Annotated in this window: 22 protein-coding genes; all 22 read right to left on the bottom strand. The window is 53.5% G+C overall.

The window, feature by feature from the left end:
* Window positions 1-192 precede the first annotated feature (192 nt).
* Window positions 193-576, bottom strand: a complete 384-nt coding sequence (gene rplQ, locus AB7E19_RS18840; protein ID WP_005307999.1) for a 50S ribosomal protein L17 — start codon at window positions 574-576, stop codon at window positions 193-195.
* Between the two features lie 43 nt (window positions 577-619).
* A complete protein-coding gene (locus tag AB7E19_RS18835; protein ID WP_005307997.1) occupies window positions 620-1,609 on the bottom strand; it encodes a DNA-directed RNA polymerase subunit alpha in 990 nt (329 codons plus the stop codon).
* Window positions 1,610-1,634: 25 nt separating this feature from the next.
* A complete protein-coding gene (gene rpsD, locus AB7E19_RS18830) occupies window positions 1,635-2,255 on the bottom strand; it encodes a 30S ribosomal protein S4 (protein ID WP_010672568.1) in 621 nt (206 codons plus the stop codon).
* 39 nt (window positions 2,256-2,294) lie between these two features.
* Window positions 2,295-2,684: a 30S ribosomal protein S11 gene (gene rpsK, locus AB7E19_RS18825; protein WP_005319702.1), complete on the bottom strand. Its 390-nt coding sequence runs from the start codon at window positions 2,682-2,684 to the stop codon at window positions 2,295-2,297.
* A gap of 14 nt (window positions 2,685-2,698) precedes the next feature.
* Window positions 2,699-3,055 carry a 30S ribosomal protein S13 gene (gene rpsM / locus AB7E19_RS18820; RefSeq protein ID WP_005307991.1) on the bottom strand — a complete coding sequence of 119 codons (357 nt, stop codon included), beginning with the start codon at window positions 3,053-3,055 and terminating at the stop codon, window positions 2,699-2,701.
* A 139-nt stretch (window positions 3,056-3,194) separates the two neighbouring features.
* Window positions 3,195-3,308: a 50S ribosomal protein L36 gene (rpmJ, locus tag AB7E19_RS18815; RefSeq protein ID WP_005319705.1), complete on the bottom strand. Its 114-nt coding sequence runs from the start codon at window positions 3,306-3,308 to the stop codon at window positions 3,195-3,197.
* 27 nt (window positions 3,309-3,335) lie between these two features.
* A complete protein-coding gene (secY, locus tag AB7E19_RS18810; protein WP_010672567.1) occupies window positions 3,336-4,664 on the bottom strand; it encodes a preprotein translocase subunit SecY in 1,329 nt (442 codons plus the stop codon).
* Between the two features lie 8 nt (window positions 4,665-4,672).
* Complete coding sequence (rplO, locus tag AB7E19_RS18805) at window positions 4,673-5,110, bottom strand: 50S ribosomal protein L15 (RefSeq protein WP_005307987.1); 438 nt, start codon at window positions 5,108-5,110, stop codon at window positions 4,673-4,675.
* A 2-nt stretch (window positions 5,111-5,112) separates the two neighbouring features.
* Complete coding sequence (gene rpmD, locus AB7E19_RS18800) at window positions 5,113-5,292, bottom strand: 50S ribosomal protein L30 (RefSeq protein ID WP_005307985.1); 180 nt, start codon at window positions 5,290-5,292, stop codon at window positions 5,113-5,115.
* Window positions 5,293-5,298: 6 nt separating this feature from the next.
* Window positions 5,299-5,799, bottom strand: a complete 501-nt coding sequence (gene rpsE, locus AB7E19_RS18795) for a 30S ribosomal protein S5 (RefSeq protein ID WP_005340605.1) — start codon at window positions 5,797-5,799, stop codon at window positions 5,299-5,301.
* A 14-nt stretch (window positions 5,800-5,813) separates the two neighbouring features.
* Window positions 5,814-6,167, bottom strand: a complete 354-nt coding sequence (gene rplR, locus AB7E19_RS18790) for a 50S ribosomal protein L18 (RefSeq protein WP_041212181.1) — start codon at window positions 6,165-6,167, stop codon at window positions 5,814-5,816.
* A gap of 9 nt (window positions 6,168-6,176) precedes the next feature.
* The gene (gene rplF, locus AB7E19_RS18785; protein WP_010672565.1) at window positions 6,177-6,710 is read right to left on the bottom strand and encodes a 50S ribosomal protein L6; all 534 of its coding nucleotides are present in this window, start codon (window positions 6,708-6,710) and stop codon (window positions 6,177-6,179) included.
* Window positions 6,711-6,723: 13 nt separating this feature from the next.
* The gene (rpsH, locus tag AB7E19_RS18780) at window positions 6,724-7,116 is read right to left on the bottom strand and encodes a 30S ribosomal protein S8 (protein WP_005307980.1); all 393 of its coding nucleotides are present in this window, start codon (window positions 7,114-7,116) and stop codon (window positions 6,724-6,726) included.
* Window positions 7,117-7,135: 19 nt separating this feature from the next.
* Window positions 7,136-7,441, bottom strand: coding sequence for a 30S ribosomal protein S14 (rpsN, locus tag AB7E19_RS18775; protein WP_005331161.1), 306 nt, complete (start codon window positions 7,439-7,441; stop codon window positions 7,136-7,138).
* Between the two features lie 10 nt (window positions 7,442-7,451).
* Window positions 7,452-7,991, bottom strand: coding sequence for a 50S ribosomal protein L5 (gene rplE / locus AB7E19_RS18770; RefSeq protein ID WP_005331162.1), 540 nt, complete (start codon window positions 7,989-7,991; stop codon window positions 7,452-7,454).
* 13 nt (window positions 7,992-8,004) lie between these two features.
* The gene (gene rplX / locus AB7E19_RS18765; RefSeq protein WP_005307977.1) at window positions 8,005-8,322 is read right to left on the bottom strand and encodes a 50S ribosomal protein L24; all 318 of its coding nucleotides are present in this window, start codon (window positions 8,320-8,322) and stop codon (window positions 8,005-8,007) included.
* An 11-nt stretch (window positions 8,323-8,333) separates the two neighbouring features.
* A complete protein-coding gene (rplN, locus tag AB7E19_RS18760) occupies window positions 8,334-8,702 on the bottom strand; it encodes a 50S ribosomal protein L14 (RefSeq protein WP_005307975.1) in 369 nt (122 codons plus the stop codon).
* A gap of 148 nt (window positions 8,703-8,850) precedes the next feature.
* Complete coding sequence (gene rpsQ, locus AB7E19_RS18755; protein ID WP_005307966.1) at window positions 8,851-9,099, bottom strand: 30S ribosomal protein S17; 249 nt, start codon at window positions 9,097-9,099, stop codon at window positions 8,851-8,853.
* A complete protein-coding gene (rpmC, locus tag AB7E19_RS18750) occupies window positions 9,099-9,290 on the bottom strand; it encodes a 50S ribosomal protein L29 (RefSeq protein ID WP_005307965.1) in 192 nt (63 codons plus the stop codon). Before rpmC ends, rpsQ begins: the two co-directional genes overlap by 1 nt.
* The gene (rplP, locus tag AB7E19_RS18745; protein ID WP_010672562.1) at window positions 9,290-9,703 is read right to left on the bottom strand and encodes a 50S ribosomal protein L16; all 414 of its coding nucleotides are present in this window, start codon (window positions 9,701-9,703) and stop codon (window positions 9,290-9,292) included. The genes rpmC and rplP overlap by 1 nt, the downstream gene beginning before the upstream one ends.
* Window positions 9,704-9,716: 13 nt before the next feature.
* A complete protein-coding gene (gene rpsC / locus AB7E19_RS18740) occupies window positions 9,717-10,430 on the bottom strand; it encodes a 30S ribosomal protein S3 (RefSeq protein WP_005331168.1) in 714 nt (237 codons plus the stop codon).
* Between the two features lie 3 nt (window positions 10,431-10,433).
* Window positions 10,434-10,778 (bottom strand): 50S ribosomal protein L22, encoded by a 345-nt coding sequence (rplV, locus tag AB7E19_RS18735; RefSeq protein WP_010672561.1) that lies wholly within the window; start codon window positions 10,776-10,778, stop codon window positions 10,434-10,436.
* Window positions 10,779-10,785: the final 7 nt, after the last annotated feature.

Below are 10,785 nucleotides of genomic sequence, written 5' to 3'. Positions count from 1 at the left end.
AGGCAGTAGAGGCAGTAGAGGCAGTAGAGGCAGTAGAGGCAGTAGAGGCAGTAGAGGCAGTAGAGGCAGTAGAGGCAGTAGAGGCAGTAGAGGCAGTAGAGGCAGTAGAGGCAGTAGAGGCAGTAGAGGCAGTAGAGGCAGTATCAGAATCCACCAAAAGAAAAGCCGGGACAAGCCCGGCTTTTTCTTTTATCACTCAGCAGCTGCTTCAGCAGCGGCCGGGCGGTCTACCAGCTCAATGTAAGCCATAGGAGCGTTGTCGCCAGCACGGAAACCGCATTTCAGAATGCGAGTATAACCGCCGGCGCGCTCCAGGTAGCGCGGGCCCAGTTCATTGAACAGCTTAGCCACGATCGCGTTATCGCGAGTACGGGCAAATGCCAGGCGACGATTAGCAACGCTATCAGTCTTGGCAAGGGTGATCAGCGGTTCAACTACACGACGCAGCTCTTTTGCCTTAGGCAGAGTCGTCTTGATGATCTCATGACGAACCAGGGAGCTGGCCATGTTGCGGAACATAGCCTGACGATGGCTGCTGTTCCGGTTCAGTTGACGACCACTCAAACGATGGCGCATGACCTTATCCTTCTAACTAAATCTGTGAAACCCGTAATCTGGATTACTCGTCAGCGATGCTGGCGGGCGGCCAGTTCTCAAGGCGCATGCCAAGAGACAGACCACGGGAGGCCAACACGTCCTTGATCTCAGTCAGGGACTTCTTACCGAGGTTAGGAGTCTTAAGCAACTCAACTTCGGTACGCTGTACCAGATCACCAATATAGTGGATAGCTTCTGCCTTCAGACAGTTCGCTGAACGAACTGTCAGCTCCAAATCATCGACAGGACGCAGCAGAATCGGATCAAACTCGGGTTTCTCTTCTTTCTTCTCGGGCACGCTGACATCGCGCAGATCCACGAAGGCTTCCAGTTGCTCTGCCAGAATAGTGGCTGAACGACGGATGGCTTCTTCCGGATCCAGAGTACCATTGGTCTCCATGTCGATAACCAGCTTGTCCAAGTCGGTGCGCTGTTCCACACGTGCCGCCTCGACATTGTAGGCGATGCGAACGATGGGGCTGAACGCGGAGTCCAGCAGCAGGCGACCGATAGGACGCTCTTCATCATCGTTGTGAACACGAGCAGAAGCAGGCACATAACCACGACCGCGCTGAACTTTCAGGCGCATGCTGATCTCAGCATTTGCACCAGTCAGGTGGCAGATTACGTGCTCCGGGTTTACGATCTCGACTTCATCACCGTGAGTGATATCACCAGCGGTAACGGGGCCTGTTCCAGACTTGGTCAGGGACAGAGTTACCTCGTCCTTGCCTTCCAGCTTCACAGCGATACCTTTCAGGTTGAGCAGGATTTCAAGAATGTCTTCCTGTACACCTTCTTTGCTGCTGTACTCGTGCAGTACTCCGTCGATCTCGACTTCAGTAACCGCACAACCGGGCATAGATGACAGCAAAATACGACGCAGGGCATTGCCCAGCGTGTGGCCAAAGCCACGCTCAAGCGGCTCGAGAGTCACTTTCGCGTGAGTCGGGCTAACTTGCTCGATGTCAACTAGCCGCGGTTTAAGAAAATCTGTTACAGAACCCAGCATTGTGTCCTCTCTTTAGAAGCTAGCTTTACTTGGAGTAAAGCTCGACGATCAGCTGTTCGTTAATGTCGGCAGACAGGTCGGAACGCTCCGGCAGGCGCTTGAAGGCACCTTCCATCTTAGCAGCGTCAACCTCTACCCAAGTCGGCTTCTCGCGCTGACCAGCAACTTCCAGGGAAGCTTTGATACGCGCTTGCTTCTTAGCCTTCTCGCGAACGCAGATCACGTCCTCAGGGGATACCTGGAAAGAAGGAACATTCACAACGCGGCCGTTTACCATGATGGCTTTGTGGCTCACCAGCTGACGAGATTCAGCACGAGTGGCGCCGAAGCCCATGCGGTAGACGACGTTGTCCAGACGACCTTCCAGCAGCTGCAACAGGTTTTCACCGGTGTTACCCTTTTGACGGGCAGCGTCGCGGTAGTAGTTGCGGAACTGTTTTTCCAATACGCCGTAGATACGACGTACTTTTTGTTTCTCGCGCAGTTGCACACCGTAGTCGGACAGACGCGCTTTACGCGCACCGTGTTGACCAGGAACGGTGTCAATCTTGCACTTAGAATCAATCGCACGAACACCAGACTTCAGGAAGAGGTCGGTGCCCTCACGACGGCTAAGCTTAAGCTTAGGACCGATATATCTTGCCATCTTCTTTCTCCAACAATCCTAGACCAAGTAGCTACAGCGTTACACGCGGCGCTTCTTGGGAGGACGACAACCGTTGTGCGGGATCGGAGTCACATCAGTAATGTTAGTGATGCGGAAACCAGCCGCGTTCAGAGCGCGGATGGAAGACTCACGACCGGGACCCGGACCTTTGACCATGACTTCCAGGTTCTTCACGCCGTATTCTTTGGCGATCTCACCAGCACGCTCAGCAGCTACCTGGGCAGCAAACGGAGTGGACTTACGGGAACCACGGAAACCGGAACCACCAGAGGTAGCCCAAGACAGAGCATTGCCCTGACGGTCAGTAATGGTCACGATTGTGTTGTTGAAAGATGCATGAACGTGCGCAATACCGTCGCTCACTTGCTTTTTAACGCGCTTGCGAGCACGAGTCGGAGTTTTAGCCATTTTCTACCTTCCCGTTACTTCTTGATAGCCTTGCGCGGACCCTTACGGGTACGAGCGTTGGTCTTGGTACGTTGACCACGAACAGGCAGGCTACGACGGTGACGCAAACCACGGTAGCAACCCAGATCCATCAATCGCTTGATGTTCATGGAAATCTGACGACGCAGGTCACCTTCAACGGTGAATTTACCTACTTGTTCACGCAGACTCTCGATCTGAGCTTCGTCCAGGTCTTTAATTTTCACATTCTCAGCGATACCGGCTGCGGCACAGATGGCCTTGGAGCGGGTACGACCGACGCCATAAATAGCAGTCAACGCAATGACTGCATGTTTATGGTCAGGAATGTTAATGCCAGCGATACGGGCCACTATTCACTCCTACATATAGTAGATAACGACCACCACAAAGCCCGTGAGCGGATACGTGGCGGTCAACCAATACACAACAAAAGTTGGCTGGCTATATTAGCCAGCACAACTATTTGTTGCAAGTACTAACCGTAAAAAATTAGCCTTGGCGCTGTTTATGCTTTGGCTCGCTGCAAATCACACGCACCACACCGTGACGCTTGATGATTTTGCAGTTACGGCAGATTGCCTTAACGGAAGCACGAACTTTCATTGCTTAACTCCGTAACTACGCCGACCTTTAGCGGCCGTAGCCCTTCAGGTTGGCCTTCCTCAGGACATCGCCATATTGATGAGACATCATATGGGTCTGAACCTGAGCCATGAAGTCCATGATAACTACCACGATAATCAGCAGCGAGGTGCCACCGAAGTAGAACTGTACGTTCCAGGCAGTCATCAGGAACTGGGGTACCAGACAGATAAAGGTAATATAGAGCGCACCTGCCAATGTCAGGCGAGTCATAACCTTATCGATGTAACGTGCTGTCTGCTCGCCCGGGCGGATCCCCGGGATAAAGGCTCCACTCTTCTTCAGGTTATCTGCTGTCTCGCGGGGGTTGAACACCAGCGCGGTATAGAAGAAGCAGAAGAAGATAATGGCTGCTGCATAGAGCATCTCGTACAAGGGCTGACCCGGCTGCAGGACCATAGAGACCTGTTGCAGAATGTCAGCGATCTTGCCCTCGCCCTGACCAAACCAGGAGGTAATGGTACCCGGGAAGAGGATGATGCTGGATGCGAAAATCGCAGGAATCACACCGGCCATATTCACTTTCAACGGCAGGTGTGTGCTTTGCGCAGCGAATACCTGGCGGCCTTGTTGACGCTTGGCATAGTTAACGACGATACGACGCTGACCACGCTCCACGAACACCACAAAGTAAGTCACAGCGAAAACAATCAAGCCCAGCAACAACAACAGCAGGATGTGCAATTCCCCTTGACGTGCCTGTTCGGCCGTAGCGCCAATGGCATGAGGCAGACCGGCGACGATACCTGTGAAGATAATCAACGAGATACCATTACCAATCCCACGCTCGGTAATCTGTTCACCCAACCACATCAAGAACATGGTACCGGTGACCAGACTCACAACGGCTGTGAAATAGAAGCCCAAACCCGGATGAGTCACGAGTCCTTGCATCATATTCGGCAGACCTGTTGCAATACCAATGGCCTGGAACGTTCCCAAAACCAGCGTGCCCCAACGGGTATATTGGCTAATCTTGCGACGGCCGGATTCACCTTCTTTCTTGAGTTCAGCAAGAGCAGGGTGAACCACAGTCAGCAACTGGATAATGATCGACGCCGAAATGTACGGCATGATCCCCAGTGCAAGAATAGAAGCACGCGAGAGTGCACCACCACTGAACATGTTGAACATCTCAATGATGGTGCCCTTCTGTTGTTGGAACAACTCGGCCAGTACGGCGGCGTCAATACCAGGGATCGGCACATAAGAGCCTGCACGGAACACGATAATTGCCCCGAGAACGAAGAGCAGACGGCTCTTCAGTTCGCTCAGACCACCTTGTGCTTTAACATCCAATCCTGGTTTCTTAGCCATTGTACTGATTATTCCTCGATTTTACCGCCAGCGGCCTCGATGGCTGCACGTGCACCCTTGGTGACGGACAGACCACGAACGGTCACAGCACGGTCAATGTTGCCAGACAGAACAACTTTAGCGAACACGATGTTTTTGGTAATAACACCGGCTTGCTTCAGAGTGCTCACGTCGACCACATCACCTTCTACCAGGGCGATTTCGTTCAGGCGCACTTCGGCAGAAACCAAAGATTTGCGAGAGAAGAAACCGAACTTCGGCAGACGGATTTTCAAAGGCATCTGGCCGCCTTCGAAACCGTTGCGGACCTTGCCGCCACCGGAACGAGAGGTTTGACCTTTAACACCACGACCACCGGTCTTGCCCAGACCAGAACCGATACCACGGCCCGGACGGTGCTTGACGCGCTTGGAACCAGCGGCCGGAGACAGAGTATTCAGACGCATGCTTAGCCCTCCACCTTAACCATGTAATAAACCTGGTTGATCATACCGCGTACGCAGGGAGTATCTTCCAGCTCAACGGTGTGACCAATGCGACGCAGACCCAGACCACGCAGAGTCGCCTTGTGCTTTGGCAGACGGCCGATAGAGCTGCGAGTTTGAGTTACTTTTACAGTGTTAGCCATGTCGCATTACCCCAGAATTTCTTCAACGCGCAGACCACGCTTGGCCGCGATCTGTTCCGGTGATTGACCGTGAACCAGAGCGTCGACAGTTGCGCGAACAACGTTGATTGGGTTGGTGGAACCGTAGGTCTTGGCCAGCACGTTGTGGATACCAGCAACTTCCAGTACGGCACGCATGGCGCCGCCTGCAATGATACCAGTACCTTGGGAGGCCGGCTTCATGAACACGGTGGAACCAGAGTGAACGCCACGCACCGGGTGGTGCAGGGTGCCGTTGTTCAGCTCAACCTTGTTCAGGTTACGCTTAGCCTGTTCCATCGCCTTTTGAATGGCGGCCGGAACTTCACGGGCCTTACCGTAACCGTAACCTACACGGCCGTTACCATCACCCACCACGGTCAACGCGGTGAAGGACATGATACGACCACCTTTAACAGTTTTCGAAACACGGTTTACTGCAATGAGCTTTTCTTGCAGTTCGCCGGCTTGAGATTCGACTTTAGCCATCTTCGACTCCTAGCTTAGAACTGAAGACCAGCGTCACGAGCAGCGGTAGCCAGAGCGGCTACACGACCGTGATACTTGAAACCGGAACGATCGAAAGATACGTTCTGAACGCCTTTGGCAATAGCACGCTCAGCGATAGCCTTACCTACAGCGGTAGCAGCATCTGCGTTACCGGTGTATTTCAGAGCTTCACTGATGGCTTTCTCTACTGTGGAAGCAGAGGCCAGAACTTCGGAACCGTTGGCTGCAATAACCTGCGCATAGATATGACGCGGGGTACGGTGAACAACCAGACGGGTAGCTCCCAGTTCCTGCATCTTTTTCCGAGCACGAGTAGCACGACGGAGACGAGCTGCTTTCTTGTCCATAGTGTTACCTTACTTCTTCTTAGCTTCTTTAGTACGCACTTGCTCGTTGGCATAGCGTACACCCTTGCCCTTGTAGGGCTCCGGAGCGCGGTAAGCACGGATATCGGCGGCGACTTGGCCAACCAGCTGCTTGTCCACACCACGCAGAACGATCTCGGTGGCGGACGGACATTCAGCGGTGACACCAGCCGGCAGCGCATGCTCTACCGGGTGAGAGAAGCCCAGTGCCAGCGCAACAGCATTGCCCTTGATGGAGGCTTTGTAACCTACACCAACCAGCTGCAGCTTGCGCTCGAAGCCTTGGGTAACACCGACTACCATGTTGTTGACCAATGCACGGGCAGTACCGGCCTGAGCGTCAGCACCAGCGATGCCGTCGCGCGGGGCGAACTTCAGTACATTGTCTTCTTTGGTCACTTCTACACCGGCGTGGATGGAACGAACCAGGGAACCTTTACCACCTTTGATGGACAGTTCCTGACCGTTCAGAGTCACCTCTACGCCAGCAGGAATAGTGACGGGTGCCTTAGCAACGCGAGACATTTCCGACCTCCTATTAAGCGACGTAGCAGATGATCTCACCACCCATGCTTGCCTTGCGGGCAGCACGGTCGGTCATCACACCTTTAGACGTGGACACGATAGCAACACCGAGACCGCCCATGACTTTCGGCAGATCAGTAGTGCGCTTGTAAATACGCAGGCCGGGACGGCTCACGCGTTGGATCAGTTCTACAACCGGCTTGCCCTGGAAATATTTCAGTTCAATTTCCAGTTCAGGTTTCACGTCACCAGCTACGGAGTAGCCAGCGATGTAACCTTCTTCTTTCAGCACTTTGGCGATAGCCACTTTCAGCTTGGAAGAAGGCATGGAAACCGCAACTTTGCTCGCCGCCTGACCGTTACGGATGCGGGTCAGCATATCCGCGATCGGATCTTGCATGCTCATAGTCTAACTCCCGAGATTCTTACCAAGAGGCCTTTTTGAGGCCCGGAATTTCGCCCTTCATGGCATGCTCACGCACCTTGATGCGAGAGAGGCCAAACTTCCGCAGGAAACCGTGCGGACGACCAGTGATGTTGCAACGGTTACGCTGGCGGGACGGACTGGAATCACGGGGCAGCTGTTGCAGTTGCAAGACAGCATCCCAACGCGCTTCTTCAGAAGCGTTCATATCAACGATGATAGCTTTCAGCTCGGTACGCTTGGTCGCGAACTTGGCTGCCAGCTTCGCACGCTTTGCTTCGCGTGCTTTCATGGATGTTTTAGCCATAACCCTAACCTTACTTGCGGAATGGGAAGTTAAAGGCAGCCAGCAGAGCACGGCCTTCTTCGTCGGTATTCGCGGAAGTGGTGATGGTGATATCCAGACCACGGACGCGATCGACCTTGTCATAGTCGATTTCCGGGAAGATGATTTGCTCACGCACGCCCATGGAGTAGTTACCACGGCCATCGAACGCCTTGGCGTTCAGACCACGGAAGTCACGGATACGCGGTACGGAGATGCAAATCAGCCGTTCCAGGAACTCCCACATACGCTCGCCACGCAGGGTTACTTTACAACCTATCGGGTAGCCTTCACGAATCTTGAAGCCCGCAACAGATTTGCGTGCTTTGGTGATCAGCGGTTTCTGACCGGAAATGGCAGCCATATCGGCAGCAGCATTTTCCAGCAACTTCTTGTCAGAGATCGCTTCACCAACACCCATGTTCAGGGTGATTTTCTCGATCCGAGGGACTTGCATGATAGTCTTGTAACCGAACTGCTTGGACAGTTCATTTACTACATCGGATTTGTAGTAATCATGCAGTTTCGCCATCGTTAAACTCCAATTACTTCACAAGTTCGCCGGTGGATTTGAAGAAACGGACTTTCTTGCCGTCTTCAATCCGGAAACCAACGCGGTCAGCCTTGCCAGTGGCAGAGTTGAACAGCGCGACGTTAGATACATCGATGGGGGCTTCTTTGGTGACGATGCCGCCAGCCTGACCCAGTGCGGGTACCGGCTTTTGGTGTTTCTTCACCTGGTTGATGCCTTCCACGATTACCTTACCTTTTGCAATCAGGACTTGAGTGACTTTGCCACGCTTGCCCTTGTCTTTGCCGGTAAGAACAATTACTTCGTCTTCGCGACGGATTTTAGCTGCCATCGTTCGACTCCTTACAGTACTTCGGGTGCCAGGGACACAATCTTCATGAACTTCTCGTTACGGAGTTCACGGGTCACCGGGCCAAAAATACGAGTACCGATTGGCTGTTGGTTGTTGTTAAGCAACACAGCCGCATTGTTGTCGAAACGGATGACAGAGCCGTCCGGACGACGAACGCCTTTACGGGTGCGTACGACCACCGCGTTATACACATCACCTTTCTTCACTTTACCGCGAGGAATGGCTTCCTTGATGGAAACCTTGATGATGTCGCCGATGCCGGCATAACGGCGGTGCGAACCACCCAGAACCTTAATACACATTACACTGCGAGCGCCGGAGTTGTCGGCAACACCCAGCATACTTTGCATCTGGATCATCTTAGTGCTCCGCTTTGTTTACTTCTTATCCCTGATGGGATCTGGCTGCCTTCAAAAGGCGCGAAACTATAACACAGCTATTTTTGAAAAGGTAGCCTAAAAAACAAACGGCCCCGATGGGGGGCCGTTTGGGCTAAAAAGTACCGAATTAGGCCTTTTCTACGACAGCAACCAGGGTCCAGGACTTGGTCTTGGACAGCGGGCGGCACTCGCGGATTTCCACGAGATCGCCAGCCTTGCACTCGTTGTTCTCGTCATGCACGTGCAGCTTGGTAGTACGCTTGATGATCTTACCGTAGATCGGGTGCTTTACCTTGCGCTCGATAGCGACGGTGATGGACTTGTCCATCTTGTCGCTAATTACACGACCTTGCAGAGTACGGATCTTGTCAGTCATTACGCACCTGCCTTCTCAGTCAGTACAGTCTTGATACGTGCGACGTCACGACGCACTTGTTTCAGAGTGTGAGTCTGAGCCAGCTGGCCGGTGGAAGCTTGCATGCGCATGTTGAATTGCTCACGCAGCAGACCCAGCAGCTCCTGGTTCAGTTCTTCGACGCTCTTTTGACGCAGATCTTGGGCTTTCATCACATCACCGTCTTAATTACGAAAGTGGTCTGAACAGACAGCTTAGCTGCGGCCAGGGCAAACGCTTCACGCGCCAGAGCCTCAGGTACACCATCCATCTCGTACAGAACCTTGCCAGGCTGGATCGGGCAAACCCAGTATTCCACGTTACCCTTACCTTTACCCATACGAACTTCGAGGGGCTTTTCGGTGATGGGCTTGTCCGGGAACACACGGATCCAGATCTTGCCTTGACGCTTAACGTGACGGGTCATGGCACGACGGGCTGCTTCGATTTGACGAGCAGTCAGTTGACCACGAGATGTCGCCTTCAGGCCAAAGGTACCGAAGGATACTTCGTTACCGGCATTGGCCAGACCGCGGTTACGACCCTTGTGGGTCTTGCGGAATTTAGTACGCTTAGGTTGCAACATTTACCGAATCTCCTTACTTGGCAGCGCGGCGCTTGTTGTCACGCTTGGGCTTCGCAGGAGCTTGCTCTTGAGCAGCGGCAGCATTGACTGCAGCCAGACCGCCCAGAACTTCGCCCTTGAAGATCCAAACTTTAACGCCGATCACACCGTAAGTGGTGTGGGCTTCAGAAGTTGCGTAGTCGATGTCGGCACGCAGGGTGTGCAGGGGCACACGACCTTCACGGTACCATTCGGTACGCGCGATTTCAGCGCCGCCCAGACGGCCGGAAACTTCCACTTTGATGCCCTTGGCACCCAGGCGCATGGCGTTCTGTACGGCGCGCTTCATAGCACGACGGAACATTACGCGACGCTCCAGCTGGGAAGTGATGCTGTCGGCAACCAGTTTGCCATCCAGCTCCGGCTTGCGGACTTCGGAAATGTTGATCTGAGCAGGCACGCCAGCGATTGCGGCTACAGCTTTGCGCAGTTTTTCAACGTCTTCGCCTTTCTTGCCGATCACGACACCCGGACGAGCGGTGTGAATGGTCACACGGATGCTCTTGGCCGGACGCTCGATAGTGATCTTGGACAAGGAAGCGTTTTTCAGCTCCTTGGTCAGGAACTGGCGTACTTGGAAATCGCTGTACAGGTTGTCAGCGAAGTCTTTGGTGTTCGCGAACCAGGTAGAATTCCAAGGCTTGGTAATACCCAGGCGAATGCCATTAGGATGTACTTTCTGACCCATTGCTTATCTCCCAGCCTTAGCGTCGGATACCACTACAGTGATGTGAGCGGTACGCTTGAGGATACGATCCGCGCGACCTTTGGCACGCGGGCGGATGCGCTTCATGGAGGGACCTTCGTCTACCATGATGGTGGCAACACGCAGGGTGTCGATATCGGCACCTTCGTTGTGCTCAGCGTTGGCAATGGCAGATTCCAGCACTTTCTTCACCAGAACAGCAGCCTTTTTCGGGCTGAAGGTCAGGATGTTCAGAGCCTTGTCTACGGACAGACCACGTACTTGATCGGCTACCAGACGAGCTTTCTGGGCAGAAGTACGGGCATAACGGTGTTTAGCGATAGCTTCCATCATTTAT

The organism is Aeromonas sp. (assembly GCF_050252055.1).
In the GTDB taxonomy this organism is placed as follows: domain Bacteria; phylum Pseudomonadota; class Gammaproteobacteria; order Enterobacterales; family Aeromonadaceae; genus Aeromonas; species Aeromonas caviae.
This window is presented reverse-complemented; position numbering and strand designations above follow the sequence as displayed.